The following is a 25,249-nucleotide window of genomic DNA, read 5'->3' as shown; positions in this document are numbered from 1 at the left end:
GGCAGTTACCCCAGTCGCCAGTACGCCGATGGCGAACGTGAGACGGCCTTTCCTGCGTGTCGCCCCCTCCCACTAGGGATGTCTTACCCGCTCGGACCGACACTCCATGCCGTACGCCCCCCGTCCCTCCGCTACGGGCGAACAACCTTGTGCCACTCCGCACCCCCGCACGCCCCCTGTTCGACCACTCTTCGCGCACGCCGGTACACCCAGCGTAACTCTCGAGCCTTTCCGGCGGTTGCACTCGGCATGGTCGCCAGCCACCTCCCTCCGGCCGCGGATCTCACCGCGGTCCCGCTCCCCCGACGACCGCTCGACGGGGCAACCTCCGGCGACGATCCGGTCCGCCGCTGGTACGAGAACGAACTGGGCTGGCCCACGGTGCCCGCGAGCGCCCCCGAATCTCCCGTACGACTGCTTCTGGGGCTGCGCTTCGACGTCCTGGACGTTCCGGCGCAGGCGGGTCGCGCGGCCCTGCGCCATCTCACCGAGGCCTCTCCGGTGGCGTTGCGGGGCGACCGCATGCGGCTCCTGGTGGCGGCGGGCAGCGCGGAGGAGCTGCCGGGCCTGCTGGACTGGCTGGAGTGGGGCACGCTGGCGCTCGACCTGCGGGCGCTCGGCAGTGGATGCGTGATGCGGGCACCGCGTCCGCCGGAGCCCGCGGTGGGCGCGCCCGGCAAGGTGCCGTCGGGGCGGCCCGCGCGTCCGGGGCCCGGCGCGGTCGCATCTCTTGTCCCGCCCTCACTCCCGGAGCCGGGCGGATTCGTACCCCTGCCGTCACAGACAGAGGCGAGCGGGGTCACCGCAGGCCTGCGGCCTCACGCCCCGGGGCGCCCGGGCGCCCTGCAGGGGGCCGCCGTATGGCTGCGACCCCCCGAGCCTGGGTGCGAGGTCGAGGCCTCGCTGCCGACCATGTCGGCGCTGGGGGGCGATGGAGGCGCCCCCGATCTCGTACGCGTCGTGAACACGGTGGCGACCCAGTGCCACCGGCTGCGGCTGCGGCGCGCTCGGGCATAAGCCTTCGCGGCCCCGGCCTTCATGGACCTTTCGATCAGGCGTTGGCCTTCTCGTAAGCCTCGCGAATGCTCGCCGGAACACGGCCGCGGTCATTGACCTCGTAACCGTTTTCCTTGGCCCAGGCGCGGATCTGAGCGGTGTCCTGGCTGCCGCCGGAAGCGGCCCGCGTCTTTCCGCGCCCGCCCGAAGCACGGCCTCCGGTGCGGCGACCGCCCTTCACGTACGGGTCGAGAAGGCCACGAAGCTTGTCCGCATTGGCGGTCGTGAGATCGATCTCGTACGTCTTGCCGTCCAACGCGAACGTGACGGTCTCGTCCGCCTCGCCGCCGTCGATGTCATCGACAAGAAGGACCTGAACCTTCTGTGCCACCGGATTTCCTTTCATCCAATACTTGAGGGCCGGGGGTCTGCGGCGTCCGCCGTTTCGCCGTCCCCTGTTATATGCAGTACTGCAGTACGTCGGAAAGCAAACCGCTTTTGCCTGGAAAACACAAACCCCCGGGAGAGACCGACAGGGGCCACCCCGTCCGGAAACATGCGCGTTTCGGACATAGGGAACCTGGGCAGGGCCGAGCGGCGGAATCCTTGGCGATCACAGATGCAGAAGCATCCGACTGTTGCCCAAGGTGTTCGGTTTCACTCGTTCGAGACCGAGGAACTCTGCCACGCCTTCGTCATAGGAACGCAGCAGCTCCGCGTAGACATCGGTGTCAACGGGTGTCTCACCGATCTCGACGAAGCCGTGCTTGCCGAAGAAGTCCACTTCGAAGGTGAGACAGAAAACGCGGCGAACACCCAGCCAGCGGGCCGTCTCCAACAACTTCTCCAGCAACTGATGCCCGACGCCGGCCCCCTTCAGCCCGGGCTTCACGGCGAGAGTGCGCACTTCCGCGAGGTCTTCCCACATGACATGCAGGGCGCCGAAGCCGACCAGCTCGGCGTTGTCGTCGCGCTCGGCGACCCAGAACTCCTGGATGTCCTCGTAAAGCGTCACCGTCGCTTTGTCGAGCAGGATGCGGTCGCGGACGTAGGTGTCGAGCAGACCACGGATGCCGGCGACATCGCTGGTGCGGGCCCGCCGGACCGTGATGGCTTTTGCGGTGACTTCGGGGTTCTCGGCGGAGGGCCTCTTCGCGGACATGAGCGGACGCTATCGCCCGCCGTCCCGCGATGCCGAGTCGGGGTTCTCCATGGACGGCCCCTCGACCATCCGTACAGCGTCCTGCAGTGCCAGTCGCTGTTCCTCGCTCATCATCCCGAAGAAGGCGACGAGAGCGGCGGCGGGGTTGTCGCTCTGGGACCAGGCGTCGTTCATCAGTGCGGCGGCGTAGGCGGCCCGTGTGGAGACCGCCTCATATCGATAGGCCCGGCCTTCCGCCTCACGGCGCACCCAGCCCTTCTGATGGAGATTGTCCAAAACGGTCATCACCGTGGTGTAGGCGATGGACCGTTCCTGCCGAAGGTCTTCCAGGACTTCTCGAACGGTGACCGGGCGGTTCCACTTCCACACCCGCGTCATGACCGCGTCTTCGAGTTCTCCCAATGGGCGAGGCACAGCTCAGCACAATAGTGGGAGATCCGGCTATCGGCGTGACGGACGTGCTCTTTCGACGTCAAACAGCAACAAAAAGGGCGTACGACTCCGAAAGCGCGCTGGCTCGGAGAGTCGTACGCCGACGAGGGCGCGGCCGGTCAGTCGGCCTGCCTGGTCGCCTCCGCGCGCGCGAGCGCCGCGTCGACGGCCGCGTCCTCCTTGGCCTTGTTGGCCCCGCCCTGGGTCTTCACGATCACCCGGATCAGGCCGATGAAGAACGCGGCCATGACGACCGGGGGCACGAGCGCGGAGACATAGTCCATGCGTCCAGGGTAGCCACGCACGCACGGACAACTCGGGCGGGGTGCGGACTGTGCCGTGTCAGCCCGCGGCCAGGTGCTGCGGCGGGTTCGACGGGGGCTGGGCCGGCTTGCGGCGCGGGAAGACCTCGCCCGGGGTGGGGATGGGGCGGGAGGGCTTCGGGGCGGCGGGGGCCGGTTTCTCCGCGGGCTTCACCGGGTGCTTGGCCGGCTCCTTCCGCGGTGCGCGCTGCGGCTCCTTGGCGTCCTGTTCCGCCGGACCACCCAGGACGCCCCCACGAGGGACGCCGGAAGGGCCTGCGGACAGGCCCCCGGGCAACGCCAGGAGACGCGTACGGGAGGCGGGGACCACCGGGGCCACCGGAGTGCGCCGGGTGCTCGTGGCGCCCGCGAGACGGGCTCGTACGTCCCGTTCGGCCAGCATCTGGCAGCGGATCAGCAGCGCCGCCGCGACGGGGTTGCCGCGCAGCGCCCGGAGTGCGGCGAGATCGTCGGGGTCGGGCCGGTACCCGGCGCCCAGCGCCTCCTCCAGCAGGGTGAAGTAACCGGCGGCGGTGCCGGGCAGTGCGGCGCGGTAGCGGGCGAGGTCGGCCACCAGGAAGGCACGCAGCCGGGCCCCCTCGCGCACCGCCTCGTCGAGGGACTCGGCGAGGCGGTGGCAGTCCTTGATGTCCTCGGCCGAGGCAGGGGCGGGGTGAAGGGCGAGGGCGAGAGCGCGGCGGAGCACACGCAGCTCCTCCACGCCGAACGCCATGCCGCCGCGGGATCCGTATGGCGTGGGCATGCGGCGACAGTACGCGCTAATCAGACAAACTCGTCATAGCGGACGGGTGTGGCGCGAGGAGCCACCCGCCCGGACCTGCGGCGGCCGGGGGGCGGGGCCGCCGGGGGGCGGGGCCGCCAGCGGTCGGACCGCCGGACAATCGCAGCCGAGCGGTCGGACCGCCGGACGGTTGCAGCCGCGCCGTCGAGCCGTCAGGCGGTCGAGCCGTTGGACAGCCGGACCGTCGGGCGGTCGGGCGGTCGGGCGGTCGGGCAGTCACATGCGGGACACGTTCCGCTCGTACACCAGCCGCAGCCCCACCAGGGTCAGCCAGGGTTCGTGCTCGTCGATCACCGACGACTCCCCCAGCACCATCGGCGCGAGCCCGCCCGTGGCGATCACCGTCACCTCGTCCGGGTCCTGCGCGAGCTCCCGGGCCATCCGGCCCACGACGCCGTCGACCTGCCCGGCGAAGCCGTACACGATCCCGGACTGCATCGCCTCGACCGTGTTCTTCCCGATCACGCTCCGGGGCCGGGCCACCTCGATCTTCCGCAGCTGCGCCCCCTTCACACCGAGCGCCTCCACGGAGATCTCGATACCGGGCGCGATGACCCCACCGACGTACTCCCCGCGCGCGGACACCGCGTCGAACGTCGTCGCCGTACCGAAGTCCACGACGATGGCCGGTCCGCCGAACAGTTCGACGGCCGCCACCGCGTTGATGATCCGGTCGGCGCCGACCTCCTTGGGGTTGTCGGTGAGGATCGGCACCCCCGTCTTGACCCCCGGCTCGACCAGCACGGCCGGCACGTCGCCGTAGTAGCGGCGCGTCACCTCGCGCAGCTCGTGCAGCACGGACGGCACAGTCGCGCAGATCGCGATCCCGTCGATGCCGTCGCCCAGTTCGTCCCCGAGGAGCGGATGCATGCCCATCAGGCCCTGCAGCAGGACCGCCAGCTCGTCCGCCGTCCGGCGCGCGTCCGTGGAGATCCGCCAGTGCTCGACGATGTCCTCGCCGTCGAACAGCCCGAGGACGGTGTGCGTGTTGCCTACGTCGATCGTGAGGAGCATCGCGACTACTCCGCCTCGCGCAGATCGAGACCGATGTCGAGGATCGGCGAGGAGTGGGTGAGCGCCCCGACGGCGAGGTAGTCGACGCCGGTGTCGGCGTACGCGCGCGCGTTGGCCAGCGTCAGCCGCCCGGAGGCCTCCAGCGCGGCCCGCCCGTCCACGAGCGCCACCGCCTCCTCGCACTCGCCGGGCGTGAAGTTGTCCAGCAGGATCAGGTCGGCGCCCGCGTCCACGACCTCCCGCAGCTGGTGCAGGGTGTCGACCTCGACCTCGATCGGCACGTCCGGGAAGGCCTCCCGGACAGCCTTGAAGGCCTGCGCGACGCCACCGGCGGCGACCACGTGGTTGTCCTTGACCAGCGCCGCGTCGGACAGCGACATCCGGTGGTTGACCCCGCCCCCGCACCGCACCGCGAACTTCTCCAGCGACCGGAGCCCGGGAGTCGTCTTGCGCGTGTCCCGCACGCGTGCCTTGGTGCCCTCCAGAGCGTCCGCCCACGCGCGCGTGGCGGTCGCGATGCCGGAGAGCCGGCACAGCAGGTTCAGGGCGCTGCGCTCGGCGGTGAGGAGGTCACGCGTGCGGGTGGTGACCGACAGGAGCTTCTGTCCGGCCTCCACCCGGTCGCCGTCCTCGACGTGCCGCTCGACCTCGAACTCGTCCGTGCAGACCACCGAGACGACCGCCTCGGCGACCCGGAGGCCGGCCACGACGCCCGCCTCGCGCGCGACGAAGTCGGCGGTGGCGACGGCGTCCTCGGGGATGGTCGCGACGGTCGTCACGTCCACGCCGTGGTCGAGATCCTCCTGGATGGCGACGTTGGCGATGTCCTCGACCTCCACCGGGTCGAGCCCGGCGTCGGCCAGGAGCTGCGCGAGCGCGGGGTCGAGCCCGCACTCCAGGTATTCCTCGTCGCCGCCGTCGGCGGTGCCACAGGCACAGCCGTCGCCGCAGCCGCCGGACGGGGCGAGGGAAAGGTCGTCGGTGCTCACTGGTGTCACTGCTCCTGAGGATGCTGCCGGGTCGGGGGGAAGTCTGCGGTATCGGTGGTGCGTACGGCGAGGGTCCGGTCCGGATTCAGCTGTACGACGATGTGGCGGCGCCATGCCCTGTCGTCCCGGTCCGGCTTGTCCTCGCGCCAGTGGCAGCCGCGCGTCTCCTCGCGCTGCAGGGCCGCGGCGGTCAGGACACGGGCCACGCACAGGAGGTTGGTGGCCTCCCAGGTGTCGACGCCGGGCTCGGCCGTCTTGCCGTTCTCGGCGAGGGCGTCGCGGGCGTCGGTGTGCAGCCGCTGCAACTGGTCGGCGGCCGTGGCGAGGGAGTCGGCGGAGCGCAGTACGCCCGCGCCCCGGGTCATGATCCGCTGGATCGCGAACCGCGTCTCGGGGGCGAGCAGCGGGTGCGCGGGCCTCTCGGACCGCTCGACAGGGGCGGGCACGCGCGCGTGGAGGCCGGCGCGGCTCCCCGTGATGTCGGCGGCGATGCGCTCGGCGTAGACCAGGCCCTCGAGGAGGGAGTTGGAGGCGAGCCGGTTCGCGCCGTGCACACCGGTGCAGGCGACCTCGCCGCACGCGTACAGGCCGGGGACGGTCGTACGGCCACGGGAGTCGGTGCGCACGCCGCCGGAGGCGTAGTGGGCGGCCGGTGCGATCGGGATGGGCTCGGTGACCGGGTCGATGCCGTGGGCGCGGCAGGCGGCGAGGATCGTCGGGAAGCGGTGCTCCCACATGTCGGCGCCGAAGTGCCGGGCGTCGAGGAACATGTGCTCGGCGTCCTGCTCCTGCATGCGCTGCGTGATGCCCTTGGCGACGATGTCGCGGGGTGCCAGCTCGGCCAGTTCGTGCTGCCCGGTCATGAAGCGCACGCCGTCGGCGTCGACCAGGTGGGCGCCCTCGCCGCGCACGGCCTCGGAGACGAGCGGCTGCTGTCCCTCGGCGTCCGGGCCGAGGAACAGCACGGTGGGGTGGAACTGCACGAACTCCAGGTCGCTGACCTCGGCGCCCGCGCGCAGGGCGAGCGCGACGCCGTCGCCGGTGGACACGGACGGGTTGGTGGTCGCGGAGAACACCTGGCCCATGCCGCCGGTCGCGAGGACGACCGCGGGGGCGTGCACGGCGCCCACGCCGTCGTGCTGGCCCTCGCCCATGACGTGCAGGGTGACGCCCGCCGTGCGGCCGTCGGCGTCGGTCAGCAGGTCGAGCACGAGCGCGTTCTCGATCGTGCGCAGTCCTCGCGCGCGTACGGCCTCGACGAGTGCCCGGGAGATCTCCGCGCCGGTGGCGTCACCGCCCGCGTGCGCGATGCGGCGGCGGTGGTGGCCGCCCTCGCGGGTGAGCTCCAGGTCGCCCGCCTCGGACTCGTCGAAGTGCGCGCCGGTCTCGATCAGGCGGCGTACGGCGTCGGGTCCCTCGGTGACGAGGATGCGGACGGCCTCCTCGTCGCACAGGCCCACACCCGCGACCAGGGTGTCGTCCAGGTGCTGTTCGGGGGTGTCGCCCTCGCCGAGGGCCGCGGCGATGCCGCCCTGCGCCCAGCGGGTGGAGCCGTCGTCCAGGCGGGCCTTGGTGACGACGACGGTCCTCAGGCCCTCGGCCTCGCAGCGCAGGGCCGCGGTGAGGCCGGCGACGCCGGAGCCGACGACCACGACGTCCGCGTCGATGGACCACCCGGGGGCGGGGGCGTGCAGTCGTATGCCTGTGCTGGTCACGCGGCGGCTCCGAAGGTCAGGGGGATGTTGTCGATCAGCCGGGTCGTCCCCACCCGGGCGGCGACGGCGAGGACGGCCTCGCCGGTGAAGTCGTCCTCGATCTCGGTGAAGTCGGACGGGTCGACGAGCGCGAGGTAGTCCAGGGCGAGCGGCGGGTCCTGGCGCGCGGCGTCGTCGAGGATCAGGCGGGCGGCCGCGCGGACGGACGAGGGGGCTCCGGGCAGGGCCTTCGCGACCGCGTGCGCGTCGGCGGCCGCGCGGGACTCGCCGAGGGCGCTCAGGGCCTCGGCACGCGCGTGTGTGGCGGGCACTTCTCGGGCCCGGGCGCGCAGCGCCTCCTGTGCCGCGTGCCGGTCGCGGCCGGCGAACAGGGCTCGGGAGAGCGCGAGTGCCGTGCGCCGTTCCTGCGGGCCGAGGTAGCGGTTGCGGCTGGAGAGGGCCAGGCCGTCGTCCTCGCGCACGGTGGGCACGCCGACGATCTCGACGCCGAAGTTCAGGTCGCGCACCATCCGGCGGATCAGGGCGAGTTGCTGGGCGTCCTTCTGGCCGTAGAGGGCGATGTCGGGGCGGGTGAGGTGGAGCAGTTTGGCGACGACGGTGAGCATGCCGTCGAAGTGGCCGGGGCGTGAGGCGCCCTCCAGGCGTTCCCCCATCGGGCCCGCGCTGATGCGCACCTGGGGCTCGCCGCCGGGGTAGACCTCGTCGACGGAGGGCGCGAAGACGGCGTCCGCGCCGGCGTCCTCGGCGATCTTGAGGTCGGCGTCCAGGGTGCGCGGGTAACGGTCGAGGTCCTCGCCCGCGCCGAACTGGAGGGGGTTCACGAAGACCGTGACCACGACCTCGCCGTCCGGTCCGGCGATCTCGCGCGCGGTGCGGATCAGCGTGGCGTGGCCCTCGTGCAGGGCGCCCATGGTCATCACGACGGCGCGGCGGCCCACGCGCGTGCGTGCGTGCAGTTCACCGGCGGTGCGCAGCAGGGTCGTGGTCATCGGGTGTCTCCCTCGGCGCCGTTGGTCCCGGTGGCGAGTACCCCGAGGAGGTCCTCGGCGAGCTCCGGCTTGAGCAGGCCGTGGGCGAGCGCCCGGTCGGCGGTCGCGCGGGCCATCGCCAGGTAGCCGGCGACGGTCTGCGGGGCGTGCTTGCGCAGTTCCGTGATGTGCGCGGCGACGGTGCCTGCGTCCCCGCGCGCGACGGGTCCGGTGAGGGCCGCGTCGCCTGAGCGCAGGGCGTTGTCGAGGGCGGCGCCGAGCAGGGGGCCGAGCATCCGGTCGGGTGCCTCGACGCCGGCCGAGCGCAGCAGCTCCATGGCCTGGGCGACCAGCGTGACCAGGTGGTTGGCGCCGAGGGCGAGGGCCGCGTGGTAGAGCGGGCGCATCTCCTCGTCGATCCACTCGGGCTCGCCGCCCATCTCGATGACGAGGGCCTCGGCTGCCAGCCGCAGTTCCTCGGGGGCGGTGACGCCGAAGGAGCAGCCCGCGAGGCGCTGGACGTCCACGGGGGTGCCCGTGAAGGTCATCGCCGGGTGCAGGGCCAGCGGCAGCGCTCCCGCGCGCAGGGCGGGGTCCAGGACTTTCGCGCCGTAGCGCCCGGAGGTGTGCACGAGCAGCTGCCCCGGCCGCACCGCACCGGTCTCGGCGAGGCCCTCGACGAGACCGGGCAGGGTGTCGTCGGGGACCGTGAGCAGCACCAGGTCGGCGCGCTGCAGGACGTCCGCGGGGGTGACCAGCGGGACGTCCGGGAGCATGAGCGCGGCCCGCCGCCTGGAAGCGTCGGAGACTCCGGAGACGGCCACCGGACGGTGTCCGGCGAGCTGGAGGGACGCGGCGAGCGTCGGCCCCACCCGGCCGGCGCCGACGACGCCGACGGTGAGCCGCGCCGGGCGGTCCTTGCTGTCTGGCTGTTGGACTGTAGTCACGCGACGGCGGCCTTCCCGTTCCAGTCCGCATCTGGGTACCGGACGATTTCTCGTCATGTTAACGCGATCGGTTCGAGGGGCGTCCGGTTGTCCACAGGCTGTGGGTTTCCGTGTGGGCCGGGGAGCGCGGAAATCCGGGTGCCCGCGCCCGGGGCGCACGAGATGATCCGCGCATGAGTGACACAGCGGAGCAGAGCGCGGAGCAGGCGGCGGACGAGGCCCGGCCGGAGCGGCTCACGGAGGAGGAACGGCTCCTGCGCCGCCGCGCACGGCGCATCAGCGCCTACCACAGCGCAGAGCGCACGCTGGCGCGTCTGGGACTGCTCGCGCCCCTCCGCGAGCGCCTGGCACTGTTCGACGAGGCGCACACGCTCTACGACCTGGACGAGCCGGGCGACCTCTACGGCAACGGCATCGTCGAGGCCCTGGAGGAGAAGGTCGCAAAACTCCTCGGCAAGGAGGCGGCCGCCTTCTTCCCGACCGGCACGATGGCCCAGCAGGTGGCGCTGCGCTGTTGGGCGGGCCGTACCGGCAACCCCACCGTCGCCCTGCACGCCCTGGCCCACCCCGAGGTGCACGAGCGCGACGCGTTCAGGGAGGTCTCCGGTCTGCGCCCGGTCCGTGTGACGAGCGAACCGCGGCAGCCCACGGCCGACGAGATACGCGGCTTCGAGGAGCCCTTCGGGGCGCTGATGCTGGAACTGCCCCTGAGGGACGCCGGTTTCGTGCTGCCCACCTGGGAGGAGCTCACCGAGGTCGTGGAGGCGGCACGGGAGCGGGACGCGGTGGTGCACTTCGACGGGGCACGCCTGTGGGAGACCACCGTCCACTTCGGCCGCCCCCTGGCCGAGATCGCGGACCTCGCGGACAGCGTCTACGTGTCGTTCTACAAGTCCTTCCAGGCCTTCGGCGGAGCCGCCCTCGCCGGCCCGAGGGCCCTGGTCGAGGAGGCGAAGACCTGGCGGCACCGCTACGGAGGCGCGGTCTTCCAGCAGTTCCCGACCGCCCTGTCGGCCCTCGCGGGCCTGGAACACGAACTGCCCAGGCTGCCCGAGTACGTGACCCACGCGCGCGTGGTGGCCGCCGCGCTGCGCGAGGGGTTCGCGCAGGCCGGGGTGCCGTGGGCGCGGGTCCACCCCGAGGTGCCGCACACGTTCGACTTCCAGGTCTGGCTGCCGTACGGCGTCGACGAGCTCTCCGAGGCGGCGATCCGGCAGTCGGAGGAGACGGGGACGGCCCTGTTCGTCCAGCCCTGGGACGCGAAGGGCCCGGGCCTGTCCATGACCGAGGTCTACGTCCGTGCCGCCGCCCTGGAGTGGACGGCGGCCGATGTGAAGGCGGCGGCCGCCGACTTCGTCGCCCGGCTGCGGGAGGTCGGCAACCAAGAAGTCGGCGGCCAGGAGGTCGGCCGCTAGGGAGTCGGCAGCCGGTGTCCGGGCCGTGTCTCAGGCCTGGCCGCCCGCGCGCACCAGCCCCGTCTCGTAGGCGAGGACCACCACCTGCACCCGGTCCCTGAGGCCGAGCTTGGTCAGGATGCGGCCGACGTGGGTCTTCACCGTCGCCTCCGACAGCACCAGCCGGGCCGCGATCTCGCCGTTGGACAGCCCCTGCGCGACGAGCATCATGACCTCGCGTTCGCGGCCGGTGAGCCGCTCGAGTTCCTTGTGCTGGGGCTCCTTGCCGGTGGTGGGCAGCATCGGTGCGAACCGGTCGAGCAGGCGCCGGGTCGTCGAGGGGGCGACCACGGCGTCACCGCTGTGCACCGAGCGGATCGCGGTGAGCAGTTCGCCGGGGGGCACGTCCTTGAGCATGAAGCCGGAGGCGCCCGCCTTCAGCCCGGAGAAGGCGTACTCGTCGAGGTCGAAGGTGGTCAGGATCAGCACCTTCGGCGGGTCGGGCTCCGAGCAGATGCGGCGGGTGGCCTCCACACCGTCGAGCTTGGGCATGCGCACATCCATCAGGACCACGTCCACGGCGGTCGCGCGCAGCACCTGGAGGGCCTCCACGCCGTCGCCCGCCTCCGCGACGACCTCCATGTCCGGCTGGGCTGCGAGCACCATCCGGAACCCGGTGCGCAGCAGCACCTGGTCGTCGACGAGCATCACGCGGATCGTCATCGGGCCTCTTCCGTTTTCTCGGGGTCGTACGGCGGGTCGCCAGGGGGCGTGACAGGTGTCAACAGGGGGCGTGCGTCGGTGTCAGTGCGCCGGTTTGAGCGGCAGCAGCGCACTGATGCGGAATCCTCCGCCGGGGCGGGGGCCCGCGTCCAGGGTGCCGCCGACCATGCCGACGCGCTCGCGCATGCCGATCAGGCCGTGGCCGGCTCCATCGGCGCCGCCCTCCTCGTACAGCTCGTGCGGGGCGCCCTTGCCGTCGTCCTCGACGAGCAGGCCGAGACCGTCGTCGAAGTAGACCAGGCGCACACTCGCGCCCGCGTTGGGGCCGCCGTGCTTGCGCGTGTTCGTGAGCGCCTCCTGCACGATGCGGTACGCGGTGAGCTCGACGCCGCTGGGCAGCGGACGCGGGGTGCCCTCGATCTTGAAGTCGACGGGGAGCCCGGAGCCGCGGCACTGCTCGACGAGGTCCTCGATCTGCTCGACGTCGGGCTGCGGGACGTACTCGCCGCCCTCCTGGTGCTCGCCGGTGCGCAGCACGCCCAGCAGGCGGCGCATCTCGGCGAGCGCCTGGCGGCCGGTCGAGGAGATGGTCTCCAGGGCCTTCTTGGCCTGGTCGGGCGCGGCGTCGAGGACATAGGCGGCGCCGTCGGCCTGGACGACCATGACCGACACGTTGTGCGCGACGACGTCGTGCAGTTCGCGGGCGATCCGGGCGCGCTCGGCGGCGACGGCGACCTTGGCCTGTGCCTCGCGCTCCTTCTCCAGGCGGGCGTTGCGCTCCTCGAGCTGCGCGAAGTAGGCGCGGCGGGTGCGGATCGAGTCGCCGAGGACCCAGGCCAGGGCGAAGGGCACGGCCTGGAAGACCATGAGGGCGACATTGCCGAGGCCGCTGGTGTTGTCGTTCCACCAGCGCAGCTGCGCCACGGGAGCGGCGCACAGGCCGACCGTCAGCGCCAGCCGGGAGGCCCAGCGGGTGCCCGTGGCGGCGACGGTGTAGACGATCACCAGGAAGGCGAAGTCGGCGGGCGTGGTCTGCACGTCCAGGACGACCTGCGCGAGGCCGAGCCCGATGGCCAGCAGCAGCATCCGCTCCGGCATACGCCTGCGCAGCGCTGTCACCAGGCACAACAGCAGGACGATCGGAATGATCGCCAGGGGGGACTCGGTCCCCCGGGACTCCTCACGGGTGGTTTCGCTCGCGAGCGAGATCCCGAGCAGGAAGACGGCCCAGAAGACGTCGACCCCTGTCGGGTGCCTGCGGAGGAAGTCATAGAGGCGTTGCACGTAACCCAGCGTAGGGAAGCGGGATGTGTGCAGGGGTCAACCGGAGGACCGATCCGTACCGCTCGCGCGTACTCCCCAAGGTGGAGGCCCCGTTCCCCGGTGCGCCTAGCCTGGCGACGTGACCGATGACACGACGGGCGGCTGGACCGGCTGGCGGGCCGCCACCGAGGCCGCGCTCTACGGCCCGGACGGCTTCTATCGCAGGCCGGAGGGGCCCGCCGGACACTTCCGTACGTCCGTGCACGCCTCCCCGTTGTTCGCACGGGCCGTGGCCCGGCTGCTGTGCCGCCTCGACGAGGCGCTGGGCCGGCCCGCCCGGCTCGACTTCGTCGACATGGCCGCGGGGCGGGGCGAGTTGGCCACCGGTGTCCTCGCCGCGCTGCCCGCCGAGGTGACCGCACGCACGCGTGTGTACGCCGTCGAGGTCGCCGACCGCCCGGCCGCCCTCGATCACCGGATCGAGTGGCTGTCCGAGCCGCCGAAGAACATCACGGGGCTGCTGTTCGCCAACGAATGGCTGGACAACGTACCCGTGGAGATCGCCGAGACGGACTCCTCCGGCGTACCGCGACGGGTGCTCGTACGACGCGACGGCCGCGAGCGTCTCGGGGAACCGGTGGCCGGTGCGGAGGCCGAGTGGCTGGACCGGTGGTGGCCGCTGCCGGCCGAGGAGGGACTGCGGGCCGAGATCGGCCTGCCCCGGGACGAGGCGTGGGCGTCGGCGGTCGCCGCGGTGGACCGGGGGCTCGCGGTCGCCGTCGACTACGCCCACACGGCGTCCTCACGCCCCCTCTTCGGGACGCTCACCGGCTTCCGTGACGGGCGCGGGACGGCACCCGTACCGGACGGGTCGTGCGACCTCACGACCCAGGTGGCGCTGGACGCGTGCGCGCTCCCCGGGGGGCGCGTGCGGACCCAGCGCGATGCCCTGCGCGCCCTGGGCATCGAGGGCACACGCCCCTCGCTCTCACTGGCGTCCACGCACCCCACGGAGTACGTGCGCGCCCTCGCCCGCGCCGGAGAGGCCGCCGAGCTCACCGCGGCGGGCGGGCTCGGCGACTTCGGCTGGCTGCTCCAGCCAGTGGGCACGCCCTGTGCGGACCTACTTGTCGATGTCCCCGACCACGAAGAACAGTGACCCCAGGATCGCCACCATGTCCGCCACCAGCGTGCCCGGCAGCAACTCGACCAGCGCCTGGATGTTGTTGTACGACGCCGAGCGCAGCTTCAGCCGGTACGGGGTCTTCTCGCCCTTGCTGACGAGGTAGTAGCCGTTGATGCCGAGCGGGTTCTCGGTCCACGCGTACGTGTGCCCCTCGGGCGCCTTGAGGACCTTGGGAAGGCGCTGGTTGATCGGCCCGGGCGGCAGCTCGGCGAGCCGGTCGAGGCAGGCGTCGGCAAGGTCGAGGGCGTTGTGGGTCTGCTCCAGGAGGACCTCGAAGCGGGCGAGGCAGTCGCCCTCCTCGCGGGTCACCACCTTCAGGGTGTCCTGGAGCTCCCCGTAGGCGAGGTAGGGCTCGTCGCGGCGCAGGTCGAAGTCGACGCCCGAGGCGCGCGCGACGGGCCCGCTGACGCCGTACGCGTGGACGGCCTCGGGCGCGAGGACGCCCACGTCCCGGGTGCGGCCCCGGAAGATCTCGTTGCCGAGCACCAGGTCGTCGAAGCGGTCCATGCGCGAGCGCACGGCGGAGACCGCGGCACGGGCGCGCGTGCTCCAGCCGGCCGGAAGGTCCTCCTTGAGGCCGCCGACCCGGTTGAACATGTAGTGCATCCGGCCGCCGGAGACCTCCTCCATGACGTTCTGCAGGACCTCCCGCTCCCGGAACGCGTAGAAGACCGGGGTGATGCCGCCGAGTTCCAGCGGATACGAGCCCAGGAACATCAGGTGGTTCAGCACCCGGTTGAGCTCGGCGAGCAGCGTGCGCGTCCACACCGCGCGCGTGGGGACCTCCATGCCGAGCATGCGCTCCACGGCGAGGACCACGCCCAGCTCGTTGGAGAAGGCCGACAGCCAGTCGTGGCGGTTGGCGAGCATGATGATCTGGCGGTAGTCGCGCGCCTCGAAGAGCTTCTCCGCGCCGCGGTGCATGTAGCCGATCACCGGCTCCGCGCTCAGGATGCGCTCGCCGTCCAGGACCAGCCTCAGGCGCAGGACGCCATGGGTGGACGGGTGCTGCGGTCCGATGTTCAGCACCATGTCGGTGCTCTCCGCGGCGCCGCCGATGCCGACCGTGGTCTCCGTCGTAGGAGTCATGGACACAGTCTCTCCTACGTACGCTGGCCTCATGGAGACGGGGAGCGGGCAGGACACAGAGGTCGCGGGCGACGAACCGGTGTGGACCGGGCTGCCGCGGGGGCTGCTGCGGATGCGGCGGCTGTTGCTGGTGGTGTGGCTGGGACTGCTCGCGGTGGCCCTGGGGCTGCTGCTCGGGCTGTTGTGCGGGCCCCTGTGGGCGGCCTTCGCGCTGCTGCCGCTCGGCCTGATGGGCTGGGGCTGGGTGCTGCTCGGCCGCAACTGGCGCTCCTGGCGCTACGCCGAGCGCGCCGACGACCTGCTGATCAGCCGGGGCGTGCTATGGCGCGAGGAGACCGTCGTGCCGTACGGCCGCATGCAGCTGGTGGAGGTCACCTCCGGGCCGGTGGAGCGGCACTTCGGGCTGGCCAGCGTCCAACTGCACACGGCGGCCGCGGCGACCGACGCGACCATCCCCGGCCTCGTCCCGGCCGAGGCGGAGCGGCTGCGCGACCGGCTCACCGAACTCGGCGAGGCCCGATCGGCGGGCCTGTGACAGCGCCGGGCGTCGACGGCGCCGTAGCGGAGAAGCCGGAGCAGGAACCCGTCGCCGAGCGGCGGCTGCATCCCATAACGCCGCTCAGGCGGGCGTGGGCGCCGGTCGCCGTCGTCATCGGGTGGGCCGTGCACGACCCCGACCAGGCGCAGCGCCAGCTGACCCGGCTGACGACCACCACGCTGCTGATCGCCCTCGCCGTCATCGTCCCGGCCGCCGCCCTGTACGGCTTTCTCACCTGGTGGTTCACCCACTTCGCGGTGACCGACAGCGAACTGCGCATAAGGACCGGCCTGTTGTTCCGGCGCACCGCGCACATCCGGCTGGAGCGGATCCAGGCGATCGACGTCACCCAGCCGCTCCTCGCGCGCGTGGCGGGTGTCGCCAAGCTCCGGCTGGACGTCGTCGGCACCGACAAGAAGGACGAACTGGCCTTCCTCGGGGAGGGCGAGGCGCGGGACCTGCGCGCGGAACTCCTCGCGCGGGCCGCCGGGTTCGCCCCCGAGACCGCGCACGAGGTCGGTGAGGCTCCGGCGCGCGAGCTGATGCGCACGCCGCCGCGTGATCTGGCGCTCTCCGTCGTGCTGACGGGCGCCACCTGGGGCACTCTGGTCGCCACCCTCGTCGTTCCGTCGCTGCTGTGGATGGCCACCCACAGCCTGTGGACGGTCCTCGCGACCGCCGTACCGCTGCTCGGCGCGGCGGGGGCGAGCAGTGTGGGGCGGTTCGTCACCGAGTACGACTGGACGGTGGGCGAGTCCCCGGACGGGCTGCGCATCGACCACGGCCTCCTGGACCGCACCCACGAGACGGTGCCGCCGGGGCGCGTGCAGACCGTACGGATCGTGGAGCCGCTGCTGTGGCGGCGGCGCGGCTGGGTGCGCGTCGAGCTGGACGTCGCCGGGTCGTCCAACTCCGTGCTGGTGCCGGTCGCCCCGCGCGAGGTCGCCGAGGCGGTCGTCGCACGCGTGCTGCCGGGGGTGACCGTGCCCCCGCTGCAGACGCTGTCACGGCCCCCGCGGCGGGCCCGCTGGTGCGTGCCGCTGTGGTGGCGCGGCTACGGACTCGCCGTCACGGACGCGGTGTTCGCCTCCCGTCAGGGGCTGCTGCGCCGGCGCCTGTCGCTCGTCCCGCACGCGAAGGTCCAGAGCGTACGGCTCACGCAGGGGCCCTGGGAGCGGCTGTGGCGGGTCGCCGACGTGCACGTGGACACGGGAGCCAACAAGACCGTCACGGCCCGCCTGCGGGACGCCCAGGAGGCCGCGGAGCTGCTCGGGGCGCAGGCGGAGCGGTCACGGACGGGACGGAGAGGGGCACGGCCCGACCGCTGGATGGTCTGACCGTGCCCCCGCGAGCATCTGTATGTCCGTCAGGAGACCGCGTCCGTCAGGAGACCGCGCTGCGCAGTCCCTGTACGTCGATCTGTTCCGTCTCGTCGTGGGCCGTCAGGTCGATGACCTGGCCGATGCCCCGCGACTCCTCGCCGGCCGGCTTGAACTCCGCCTCCGCCTCGGCCTTGTGCAGGGCGAGGGCCTCCTGGCCGACGACGTCGGCGAGGTCCTCGTTCTGCACGGCCTCCAGGGCGTCCCGCGAGGCCCCCGACTTGGTGCCGAAGAAGTCGAACCCGCCCTCGACCCGTGGGCGTCGCACGGGGGCCGCGGGTGCGACCGCCACGGCGGTCGGCGCTATGAAGTGCCCGGCGGGCCGCTGCTGCGGCTGGGCGGCGGCCCTCGCCGTGGTGGTGGCGGCCGCACGCTCATGCACGTCGGCCGCCTCGGGCTTCCCCCGCGCCTCGTCCTCCTGCGCGGCCTCCGCCTCGGTGCCGGCGGGTTCCGCCGCGGCCGAACCGGCGTTCGCCGACTGCCCCTTGTCGACCTCGGGATCGGCGTCGTCCTTGGCCTTCGTCCCGATGGCCCCGTCGCCGCCCTCGTCGAGCCGTTTCAGCGCCGCGTTCGCCCGCAGGAACAGCCGGGACCCCTCCGGGGAGAAGATCGCGGGCCGCTCCGGCTTCTCCTCGGAAGCCTCCGCGGCCTCCGAAACCTCCGCAGCCTCCGCCCCGTCCGCGACCTCCACGGCATCCGAAGCTTCCGTCTCGGGCCCGTCCTCGGCAGCCACCGCCACGGTCTGCGCGTCGGCCCGCTCCCCCGACGGCAGCGCACGTGCCGGGGCGGCCTCTATCTCCAGCAGTCGGCGGCCCTCCAGGGCGCTCGCCCGCTCGGTCTCCGCCGTGGCGTACCGCCGCAGCAGCGCCGCGTGTTCATTGCGCAGGCCCGCCAGCTCCGCGCGCTTGGCCCGCAGCCGCTGCTCCAGCTTGACGCGCAGCTCCCGCGACTCCTCGAGATCGGTCTCGAGTTCGGCGACCCGCTCCTCGTGCCGCCACTCGTCGCTCGCACGCGCGCGCGTGAGGTCGGCGACCTGTTTGCCCGCCTGCGCGTCCCAACGGCGCATGACGGCCGCCCCGACGACCGCGACCGCCGCGGCGAACGCGGCTATGACGCGCAGCACGGCCTGTTGCGAGAACACCCAGGGGCCGAAGGCGCAGACGAGGGAGACGCCTGCGATCGCCGACGGAGGCAGCAGCCTGTGCAGAGGCGGGGAATGGCGGTGACGTCCACGTGGCATGGCCAGAAACTTACCGCGAGTAGGCGAACCTTGGTGCCCCGCCCCGTAAAAACACCGCCACCCCGCTGCCTTCACACGACATCAGGAATCCGAGGAGCCACCGAATTCCGCCTATTGATCACTCATCGCTCACTCGTCGCTCGCCGACCGGCCACTCAGCCGCTCACTGACCCACTCCAAGGTCGCCGGGATCTCGCGCCGCCAGGTGTTGAAGTTGTGCCCGCCGCTTTCGAGGATGATCGACGAGATCCGAGTCGTTTCCGTCGCCTTCACCCGCTCGATGAACTTCAACGTGTCCTTGTAGTTCGCCTCGCCCACCCTGCTGCTGGTGACGAGCAGTGAGGTGTCGGGGGCGGGCAGGTGCTTGAGGCACCACCACAGGTCGGCCCGGCCGCGCAGCGTCTTGTCACCGTGGAACAGGTCGCCCGTGGTGGGGTCGACGGGCGCCTTGTAGTACGGGGACAGGCCCGCCCCCGCGGCGTACACCTTGGGGTGGTGCATGGCGAGCTTGAGCGCGCAGTAGCCGCCCGTGGAGTCCCCGATGATTCCCCAGCTCCCCGGTTCCCTGCCCACCCGGTAGTGCGCGGTCACCGCTTCGGGAAGGTCCTTCGCGAAGAACGACTCGGTCTGCGGACCGTCCGGAACGTCCGCGCACTCGGTGTCGCGCGGCGGCGCCACCGTCGGCCGCAGCATCACCAGGATCATCGGCTGCATACGGCCGTCCTTGGCGAGTTCCAGAGCCGTGCGCGGAAAGTGGAGTTTGTCCACCAGCGCTCTCGCGGTGCCCGGATAACCGGTGAGCACGACGGCCGCAGGGAAGGTGCGCTTTTGATAGCGCGCCTGGAAATACTCCGGCGGCAGATAGACGTACGCGGGACTGGCGATGTGGCTCGTGGGGCCGACGATGTCGACCTTCTGTATCTGCCCGACCGACGACGGCCGAAAGCCGCCCCTGCCGGGCACGTCCCCGATCTCGGTCACCTTCAGGGGCCCGCTCGACCGGATGCCCGGGGTGTGGTCGACCACCACACCCTGGTCGGTCTCCCGGCCGAACAGGTCGGCCCAGGAGGCGTAGAACCCGAAGGCATGGTTGGCGGCGAGGCCCGCCGAGACGAAGAGCATGAACTGCGTCGCGAGCAGCAGCCCGATGCGGCCGCCGACGGACCGCCAGCCGCGGCGCGCCAGTCGTGGCCAGAGCCACACCGTGCCGGCGAACAGTGCCATGGCGGCCAGGACCGCTGTCACCAGCGTGTTGTTGCTCGTGAGACCCATTGCTTGCTTCCGCTTTCCTCTGCCTTTGAAACGGCTTTGAGGAGGTGAGTGAACCTCTCCTCCCGAGACACCGTCCTAGAGGGCGCAATGTCGCCGGATGCCCGAATCAGGGCTCCGGATCCAGAGTCACTCGCAGAACCATGGGATGCGATGTCTGTCAGGACAGATGAGGAAATGTCGGGCGGGGTTCCGATCCGATCAACACGGCTGCGGCGTGCACTGCACGGACCGCGCCCCGAGGCCGTCCCCGTCCTCGTCGCCAGAGCCTGCGCGCTCGTAGGCCTGCTGGACGTCGCCGCCGGCGTCTTCCCGCGCTTCCGGCACAGCCGTATGCACACCATGGCCGAGGTACTGCCCGGCGCGCTGGGCCCGTTCGCGGCCGCGCTCTCGCTCAGCACCGGCGTGCTGTTGCTGCTGCTCGCCCACGGCCTCCGGCGGCACAAGCGCCGGGCCTGGCGGGCGGCCGTGGTGCTGCTGCCGGCGGGCGCGCTGGCGCAGTTCACCTACCGCCACTCCCTCGTCGGGGCGGCCATCTCGCTCGCCCTGCTCGCCCCGCTGCTGCGCCACCGCGACCAGTTCAGGGCGCTGCCCGACCCGCGCAGCCGCTGGCGCGCACTCGCCAACTTCGTCCTCATGGGCGCCGGTTCCCTCGCCCTCGGGCTGATCATCGTCAGCGCCCATCCGAACCGCATGGTCGGAAACCCGAGCCTGGCCGATCGCATCACGCACGTCCTGTACGGCCTCTTCGGCTTCGAGGGCCCGGTCGACTACCAGGGCGACACCTCGTGGACCGTCGGCGCCTCCCTGGGCGCCCTGGGCCTGCTCACGGCGATCACGACGATCTACCTCGCCTTCCGTCCCGAGCACCCCGCCGCACAGCTCACCGAGGAGGACGAGTCCCGCCTCAGGGCGCTCCTGGCCAAGCACGGCGGCCGCGACTCCCTCGGCCACTTCGCGCTGCGCCGCGACAAGGCCGTCGTCTTCTCGCCCAGCGGCAAGGCGGCGGTGACCTACCGCGTCGTGTCCGGGGTGATGCTCGCCAGCGGCGACCCGATCGGTGACGTGGAGGCCTGGCCGGGCGCCATCGAGCGCTTCATGGACGAGGCCAGGGCGCACTCCTGGACGCCCGCCGTCATGGGCTGCTCGGAGACCGGCGGCGAGGTCTGGACCCGCGAGACCGGCCTGGACGCCCTCGAACTGGGCGACGAGGCGGTGGTGGACGTCGCGGATTTCTCGCTCGCCGGCCGCGCGATGCGCAATGTCCGCCAGATGGTCAAGCGCATCGAGCGGGCCGGTTACGAGACCCGCGTACGGCGCGTCCGTGACCTCGGGGAGACGGAGCTGGAGCGGGTGAGGCAGGCCGCCGACGACTGGCGCGGCACCGACACCGAGCGCGGCTTCTCGATGGCCCTGGGCCGCATCGGCGACCTCGCCGACGGCGACTGCCTCATCGCCACCGCCCACAAGGCCGACGACCAGCCCGGTCCCTACGGCGACCTCAAGGCGATCCTGCACTTCGTTCCGTGGGGCGCGGACGGCGTCTCGCTGGACCTGATGCGGCGGGACCGCTCGGCGGACCCCGGCATGAACGAACTGCTCATCGTGGCGGCCCTCCAGGCGGCCCCGAAGCTCGGCATCACGCGTGTGTCCCTCAACTTCGCGATGTTCCGCGCGGCGCTGGCACGCGGCGAGAAGATCGGCGCGGGGCCGGTGCTGCGCGCCTGGCGGGGCCTGCTGGTGTTCCTGTCCCGCTGGTTCCAGATCGAGTCCCTGTACAAGTTCAACGCGAAGTTCCAGCCCCGCTGGGAGCCCCGCTTCGTCGTGTACCGGGCCTCAGGAGACCTGCCGCGCATCGGCTTCGCCGCCATGCAGGCCGAGGGCTTCGTCAACCTCGCCCTCCCGCTGCCGCGCTTCCTGCGCCGCCGCACGCACACCGCACGCGCGTGTGCCCACGCGGTCGCGGAACGGGACGTCAGAGCGGCCTGACCCACAGGCCGCGCGGTACCCCCGCTCCCTGCTGGGCCTAGGCTGAACGCATGAGCAAGCAGAGCGGACGCGGGCGCGTCGCCGGCCTTCCCCCTTGGGACCGCTGCGCGGTCATGGGAGTCGTGAACGTCACCCCCGACTCCTTCTCCGACGGCGGCCGCTGGTTCGACACCGCGGCCGCCGTCAAGCACGGCCTGGCCCTCGTCGAGGAGGGCGCCGACCTCGTCGACGTGGGCGGCGAGTCCACCCGCCCCGGCGCCACCCGCGTCGACGAGGCCGAGGAGCTCCGGCGCGTCATCCCCGTGGTCCGCGGCCTCGCCGCCGAGGGCGTCACCGTCTCCGTCGACACCATGCGCGCCCGTGTCGCCGAACAGGCGCTCACCGCCGGCGCGGCCCTCGTCAACGACGTCAGCGGCGGCCTCGCCGACCCCGCGATGATCCCGGTCGTCGCCGACGCGGGCGCCCCCTTCGTCGTCATGCACTGGCGCGGCTTCCTGGAGGGCGGCAACGTCAGGGGCGTCTACGACGACGTCGTCGCCGAGGTCGTCGACGAACTCCACGCGCGCGTGGACGCCGTCCTCGCGGGCGGCATCTCCCCCGACCGTGTGATCGTCGACCCGGGCCTCGGCTTCTCCAAGGACGCCGAGCACGACCTGGTCCTCCTCTCCCACCTCGACCGCCTGCTCGGCCTCGGCCACCCCCTGCTCGTCGCCGCCTCCCGCAAGCGCTTCCTCGGCCGTGTCCTCGCCGGGCCCGAGGGCGCCCCGCCGCCCGCGCGCGAGCGCGACTCCGCCACGGCCGCCGTCTCCGCCCTCGCCGCGCACGCCGGCGCGTGGGCGGTGCGGGTGCACGAGGTGCGTGCCACGGCCGACGCGGTGCGAGTCGCCCGTGCCGTGGAGGGGGCCCGGTGAGCGCCCCCCACACCGACGTGGAACAGGTGGAAGCCGCCAACACCGCCTTCTACGAGGCGCTGGAGCGCGGCGACTTCGAGGAGCTGTCCTCGTTCTGGCTCACCCCTGCCGACCTGGGCGTCGACGAGACCTACCACGACCCGGCGGACGTCGGCGTGGTCTCCTGCGTGCACCCCGGCTGGCCCGTGCTGACCGGGCGCGGCGAGGTCCTGAGGTCGTACGCGCTGATCATGGCGAACACGGACTACATCCAGTTCTTCCTCACGGACGTGCACGTCTCCGTGACCGGCGACACCGCCCTGGTGACCTGCACCGAGAACATCCTCAGCGGTGGCCCGGCACCCGAGGGCGGCGAGGAGCTCGGCCCGCTCGTCGGGCAGCTGGTGGTCGCCACGAACGTGTTCCGCCGCACCTCGGAGGGCTGGAAGATGTGGTCCCACCACGCCTCGCCGGTGCTGGCCGAGAACGGCGAGGACGAGGACGAGGAAACCCCTTCCTGAGCGGCCTTCCTGACCCGCCCGGACCAAGAAGTGGTTGGGATCACGAAGCCCCGGGTATGGGCGGCTACCAGCCCGTGAGCAGTGGCCCCGTGGCCCGGCCCTGTCAGTGCTCGCAGGTAGATTCGTTCGAGGCCGGGGTACCGCCCGCACACGGTACGGACCGGCCGTCACCGACGATTGCAGGAGTGATTCGCGTGGATCGTGTCGCGCTGCGCGGCCTGAAGGCCCGCGGGCACCACGGTGTGTTCCCCGAGGAGCGCAAGGAGGGCCAGACCTTCGTCGTGGACCTCGTCCTCGGGCTGGACACCCGGCCGGCCGCCGCCGACGACGACCTGACGAAGACCGTGCACTACGGCATCGTGGCGGAGGAGGTCGTGGCCGTCGTCGAGGGCGAGCCCGTCAACCTCGTCGAGACGCTCGCCGAGCGCATCGCCCAGGTCTGTCTGAAGCACCAGCGGGTAGAGGAGGTCGAGGTCAGGGTCCACAAACCCGACGCACCGATCACCGTGCCCTTCGACGACGTGACCGTCACCATCACCCGGAGCCGAGTATGACCGCGTCCTTCGCCGCGGGTCACAGCGACCCGACCGTACAGCCGGTGCCCGCCTCCGTCGTGCAGCGGGTGGACGCCGCCGACGTCACCCTCCACAACCCCAAGCGCGCCGTGCTCTCCCTCGGTTCCAACCTCGGCAACCGTCTGGAGACCCTCCAAGGGGCCGTCGACGCCCTGGAGGACACGCCCGGCGTCCGCGTCAAGGCCGTCTCCCCGGTCTACGAGACCGAGCCGTGGGGCGTGGACGCCGACAGCCAGCCGTCCTATTTCAACGCGGTCGTCGTGCTGAAGACCACGCTCCCCCCGTCCTCCCTGCTGGAGCGGGCCCACGCGGTCGAGGAGGCCTTCAACCGGGTGCGGGACGAGCGCTGGGGCCCGCGCACCCTCGACGTCGACATCGTGACGTACGCCGAGGTGGTCTCCGACGATCCGGTCCTCACCCTGCCGCACCCCCGCGCCCATGAGCGCGCGTTCGTCCTCGCCCCCTGGCACGACGTGGACCCCGAGGCACAACTGCCCGGCCACGGCCCGGTCGCAGCACTCCTCGACACCGTCACGCGAAACGGCGTGGAACCCCGCAAGGACCTGGAACTCCGGCTGCCCGAATAGCCGTTAAGGTCAAGACGACCACAGTCCGTGGGACCGCCCAAGGACCTCGGGGGAGCTGAAGGGGCACCGTGAAAGAGCTGCGCATCAGGCTGCTGGCCGGCGTGTTCGCCGTGGCCGGGCTCCTGTCCTGGGCGGGCGCCCGCCTGTGGAACTCGGTCGGGACCCTGCCCAGCGTCCCGCTGGCCGCCCCCATCGTCCTCGCCCTGATCGCCGTGGTCCTGATGGCCACGGCGCTCTCCCTGCGCGCCCGCCTGAAGGCCCAGCGCGAGCGCGTCCCCGAGGCGAAGGGCGTCGACCCCCTGATGGCGGCCCGCGCGGTCGTCTTCGGCCAGGCCAGCGCCCTGGTCGCCGCCCTCGTCTCCGGCATGTACGGGGGCACCGGCGTCTTCCTCCTGGAATCCCTCGACATCCCCGCCCGCCGCGACCAGGCCATCTACGCCGGGTTCTCGGTCCTCGCGGGCATCGCGGTGATAGCGGCGGCGATCTTCCTGGAGCGGGTGTGCAAGCTGCCGGAGGACGACGACCGCAACACCGGGGCCCCGTCGGCGGCCTGACAGGCCGAGCCGTCAGCGCGCCAGGATGAGGCTCATCGCCTCGTTCCGCGTCGCCGCGTCCCGCAGCTGACCGCGTACGGCCGAGGTGAGGGTCTTGGCGCCGGGCTTGCGGATGCCCCGCATCGACATGCACATGTGCTCGCACTCGATGACGACGATCACGCCCCGCGGCTCCAGGATCTCCATGAGGGAGTCCGCTATCTGCGTGGTGAGTCGTTCCTGCACCTGCGGCCGGCGGGCGTAGACGTCCACGAGCCGGGCCAGCTTGGACAGCCCCGTGATCTTGCCGGTGGTGGCGGGAATGTATCCGACGTGCGCGACGCCCCGGAACGGCACGAGATGATGCTCACAGGTCGAGTACACCTCGATGTCCTTCACGAGCACCATCTCGTCGTGCCCCAGGTCGAACGTCGTGGTCAGCACGTCCTCGGGCTTCTGCCACAGCCCCGCGAATATCTCCCGGTAGGCCCGCGCCACCCGCCCCGGCGTCTCCCGGAGCCCCTCGCGGTCCGGATCCTCGCCGACCGCGATCAGCAGCTCGCGTACGGCGTTCTCGGCGCGCTTCTCGTCGAACTCGCCGATGGAGCCCTCGCTGTCGAGCGTCACGGGGTCGGTCATCTGGTGCCTCGTTCCTAGAGTCCTCACGGCCGAAAAACGCCGCGGCCCCCCAGGCTAAAACCTGGGGGGCGCGGCATCCATTCCGGGCCCGGTGAGGTCACCGGCGC

General features: G+C 72.0%; 27 protein-coding genes. 11 read left to right on the top strand and 16 right to left on the bottom strand.

The genetic code is table 11. The features are described from left to right. The first annotated feature begins 249 nt into the window (after positions 1 to 249). A complete protein-coding gene (locus tag ACGFWE_RS29110; RefSeq protein ID WP_393602745.1) occupies positions 250 to 1,017 on the top strand; it encodes an SCO3374 family protein in 768 nt (255 codons plus the stop codon). Positions 1,018 to 1,051: 34 nt separating this feature from the next. On the opposite strand, the gene ACGFWE_RS29105 is transcribed toward ACGFWE_RS29110, so the two are convergent. From ACGFWE_RS29105 to ACGFWE_RS29060, 10 genes are all read right to left on the bottom strand, one after another. Then, positions 1,052 to 1,387, bottom strand: coding sequence for an Lsr2 family protein (locus ACGFWE_RS29105; RefSeq protein ID WP_007383771.1), 336 nt, complete (start codon positions 1,385 to 1,387; stop codon positions 1,052 to 1,054). A gap of 222 nt (positions 1,388 to 1,609) precedes the next feature. Next, a complete protein-coding gene (locus tag ACGFWE_RS29100; RefSeq protein ID WP_393602743.1) occupies positions 1,610 to 2,158 on the bottom strand; it encodes an amino-acid N-acetyltransferase in 549 nt (182 codons plus the stop codon). A 9-nt stretch (positions 2,159 to 2,167) separates the two neighbouring features. After that, entirely contained in the window at positions 2,168 to 2,560 is a 393-nt protein-coding gene (locus ACGFWE_RS29095; protein ID WP_352387952.1) for a BlaI/MecI/CopY family transcriptional regulator, read from the bottom strand. A 149-nt stretch (positions 2,561 to 2,709) separates the two neighbouring features. Next, a complete protein-coding gene (locus ACGFWE_RS29090) occupies positions 2,710 to 2,874 on the bottom strand; it encodes a hypothetical protein (protein WP_352387950.1) in 165 nt (54 codons plus the stop codon). A 58-nt stretch (positions 2,875 to 2,932) separates the two neighbouring features. After that, the gene (locus ACGFWE_RS29085) at positions 2,933 to 3,625 is read right to left on the bottom strand and encodes a hypothetical protein (RefSeq protein WP_393602811.1); all 693 of its coding nucleotides are present in this window, start codon (positions 3,623 to 3,625) and stop codon (positions 2,933 to 2,935) included. 285 nt (positions 3,626 to 3,910) lie between these two features. Further along, positions 3,911 to 4,708 carry a type III pantothenate kinase gene (locus ACGFWE_RS29080; RefSeq protein WP_352387948.1) on the bottom strand — a complete coding sequence of 266 codons (798 nt, stop codon included), beginning with the start codon at positions 4,706 to 4,708 and terminating at the stop codon, positions 3,911 to 3,913. Positions 4,709 to 4,713: 5 nt separating this feature from the next. Next, a complete protein-coding gene (gene nadC, locus ACGFWE_RS29075; protein ID WP_352387946.1) occupies positions 4,714 to 5,697 on the bottom strand; it encodes a carboxylating nicotinate-nucleotide diphosphorylase in 984 nt (327 codons plus the stop codon). Positions 5,698 to 5,702: 5 nt separating this feature from the next. Continuing rightward, positions 5,703 to 7,412 carry an L-aspartate oxidase gene (locus tag ACGFWE_RS29070; RefSeq protein WP_393602740.1) on the bottom strand — a complete coding sequence of 570 codons (1,710 nt, stop codon included), beginning with the start codon at positions 7,410 to 7,412 and terminating at the stop codon, positions 5,703 to 5,705. Continuing rightward, positions 7,409 to 8,401 (bottom strand): pantoate--beta-alanine ligase, encoded by a 993-nt coding sequence (panC, locus tag ACGFWE_RS29065; RefSeq protein WP_393602738.1) that lies wholly within the window; start codon positions 8,399 to 8,401, stop codon positions 7,409 to 7,411. Before panC ends, ACGFWE_RS29070 begins: the two co-directional genes overlap by 4 nt. Then, the gene (locus ACGFWE_RS29060; protein ID WP_352387940.1) at positions 8,398 to 9,327 is read right to left on the bottom strand and encodes a DUF2520 domain-containing protein; all 930 of its coding nucleotides are present in this window, start codon (positions 9,325 to 9,327) and stop codon (positions 8,398 to 8,400) included. The genes panC and ACGFWE_RS29060 overlap by 4 nt, the downstream gene beginning before the upstream one ends. Before the next feature lie 173 nt (positions 9,328 to 9,500). Between ACGFWE_RS29060 and ACGFWE_RS29055 the strand changes: the two genes are divergently transcribed. Next, a complete protein-coding gene (locus tag ACGFWE_RS29055; protein WP_393602736.1) occupies positions 9,501 to 10,742 on the top strand; it encodes a threonine aldolase family protein in 1,242 nt (413 codons plus the stop codon). Positions 10,743 to 10,772: 30 nt separating this feature from the next. On the opposite strand, the gene ACGFWE_RS29050 is transcribed toward ACGFWE_RS29055, so the two are convergent. Both ACGFWE_RS29050 and ACGFWE_RS29045 read right to left on the bottom strand, forming a co-directional pair. Then, on the bottom strand, positions 10,773 to 11,444 hold the full coding sequence (locus ACGFWE_RS29050; protein WP_352387936.1) for a response regulator transcription factor: 672 nt from the start codon (positions 11,442 to 11,444) through the stop codon (positions 10,773 to 10,775). 81 nt (positions 11,445 to 11,525) lie between these two features. Further along, complete coding sequence (locus ACGFWE_RS29045) at positions 11,526 to 12,728, bottom strand: sensor histidine kinase (protein ID WP_352387934.1); 1,203 nt, start codon at positions 12,726 to 12,728, stop codon at positions 11,526 to 11,528. A 118-nt stretch (positions 12,729 to 12,846) separates the two neighbouring features. On the opposite strand from ACGFWE_RS29045, the gene ACGFWE_RS29040 reads away from it, so the two are divergent. Further along, complete coding sequence (locus ACGFWE_RS29040) at positions 12,847 to 13,866, top strand: SAM-dependent methyltransferase (protein ID WP_352387932.1); 1,020 nt, start codon at positions 12,847 to 12,849, stop codon at positions 13,864 to 13,866. Here ACGFWE_RS29040 and ACGFWE_RS29035 read toward each other — a convergent pair. After that, positions 13,831 to 14,982, bottom strand: coding sequence for an NADH-quinone oxidoreductase subunit D (locus tag ACGFWE_RS29035; RefSeq protein ID WP_352387930.1), 1,152 nt, complete (start codon positions 14,980 to 14,982; stop codon positions 13,831 to 13,833). The two genes, ACGFWE_RS29040 and ACGFWE_RS29035, sit on opposite strands and share 36 nt — an antisense overlap. Positions 14,983 to 15,013: 31 nt before the next feature. Here ACGFWE_RS29035 and ACGFWE_RS29030 point away from each other — a divergent pair, with 31 nt between their 5' ends. Together ACGFWE_RS29030 and ACGFWE_RS29025 are read left to right on the top strand one after the other, a co-directional pair. Further along, the gene (locus ACGFWE_RS29030) at positions 15,014 to 15,517 is read left to right on the top strand and encodes a PH domain-containing protein (RefSeq protein WP_393602733.1); all 504 of its coding nucleotides are present in this window, start codon (positions 15,014 to 15,016) and stop codon (positions 15,515 to 15,517) included. Beyond that, a complete protein-coding gene (locus ACGFWE_RS29025) occupies positions 15,514 to 16,857 on the top strand; it encodes a PH domain-containing protein (RefSeq protein WP_393602731.1) in 1,344 nt (447 codons plus the stop codon). Before ACGFWE_RS29030 ends, ACGFWE_RS29025 begins: the two co-directional genes overlap by 4 nt. A gap of 46 nt (positions 16,858 to 16,903) precedes the next feature. On the opposite strand, the gene ACGFWE_RS29020 is transcribed toward ACGFWE_RS29025, so the two are convergent. Together ACGFWE_RS29020 and ACGFWE_RS29015 are read right to left on the bottom strand one after the other, a co-directional pair. Then, positions 16,904 to 18,139, bottom strand: coding sequence for a hypothetical protein (locus ACGFWE_RS29020; RefSeq protein WP_393602729.1), 1,236 nt, complete (start codon positions 18,137 to 18,139; stop codon positions 16,904 to 16,906). Positions 18,140 to 18,268: 129 nt separating this feature from the next. After that, positions 18,269 to 19,411, bottom strand: a complete 1,143-nt coding sequence (locus tag ACGFWE_RS29015) for an alpha/beta hydrolase-fold protein (RefSeq protein ID WP_352387922.1) — start codon at positions 19,409 to 19,411, stop codon at positions 18,269 to 18,271. Between the two features lie 174 nt (positions 19,412 to 19,585). Here ACGFWE_RS29015 and ACGFWE_RS29010 point away from each other — a divergent pair, with 174 nt between their 5' ends. From ACGFWE_RS29010 to ACGFWE_RS28985, 6 genes are all read left to right on the top strand, one after another. Further along, entirely contained in the window at positions 19,586 to 21,397 is a 1,812-nt protein-coding gene (locus ACGFWE_RS29010; RefSeq protein WP_352388079.1) for a phosphatidylglycerol lysyltransferase domain-containing protein, read from the top strand. Between the two features lie 50 nt (positions 21,398 to 21,447). Then, on the top strand, positions 21,448 to 22,308 hold the full coding sequence (gene folP, locus ACGFWE_RS29005) for a dihydropteroate synthase (RefSeq protein WP_393602727.1): 861 nt from the start codon (positions 21,448 to 21,450) through the stop codon (positions 22,306 to 22,308). Then, a complete protein-coding gene (locus tag ACGFWE_RS29000; RefSeq protein ID WP_352387918.1) occupies positions 22,305 to 22,808 on the top strand; it encodes a nuclear transport factor 2 family protein in 504 nt (167 codons plus the stop codon). Before folP ends, ACGFWE_RS29000 begins: the two co-directional genes overlap by 4 nt. Before the next feature lie 194 nt (positions 22,809 to 23,002). Continuing rightward, positions 23,003 to 23,362 (top strand): dihydroneopterin aldolase, encoded by a 360-nt coding sequence (folB, locus tag ACGFWE_RS28995; RefSeq protein WP_393602725.1) that lies wholly within the window; start codon positions 23,003 to 23,005, stop codon positions 23,360 to 23,362. Next, the gene (folK, locus tag ACGFWE_RS28990; protein ID WP_352387914.1) at positions 23,359 to 23,970 is read left to right on the top strand and encodes a 2-amino-4-hydroxy-6-hydroxymethyldihydropteridine diphosphokinase; all 612 of its coding nucleotides are present in this window, start codon (positions 23,359 to 23,361) and stop codon (positions 23,968 to 23,970) included. Before folB ends, folK begins: the two co-directional genes overlap by 4 nt. Positions 23,971 to 24,038: 68 nt before the next feature. Continuing rightward, positions 24,039 to 24,524 carry a DUF3180 domain-containing protein gene (locus ACGFWE_RS28985; protein ID WP_352387912.1) on the top strand — a complete coding sequence of 162 codons (486 nt, stop codon included), beginning with the start codon at positions 24,039 to 24,041 and terminating at the stop codon, positions 24,522 to 24,524. Between the two features lie 12 nt (positions 24,525 to 24,536). Here the strand turns inward: ACGFWE_RS28985 and folE are convergent, their stop codons facing one another. After that, positions 24,537 to 25,142, bottom strand: coding sequence for a GTP cyclohydrolase I FolE (folE, locus tag ACGFWE_RS28980; RefSeq protein WP_352387910.1), 606 nt, complete (start codon positions 25,140 to 25,142; stop codon positions 24,537 to 24,539). Positions 25,143 to 25,249 lie beyond the last annotated feature (107 nt).

Origin of the sequence: Streptomyces sp. NPDC048523, from assembly GCF_043199815.1 — a bacterium.
In the GTDB taxonomy this organism is placed as follows: domain Bacteria; phylum Actinomycetota; class Actinomycetes; order Streptomycetales; family Streptomycetaceae; genus Streptomyces.
The sequence above is the reverse complement of the archived record's forward strand: the minus strand, read 5'-3'. Positions and strand labels throughout refer to the sequence as shown.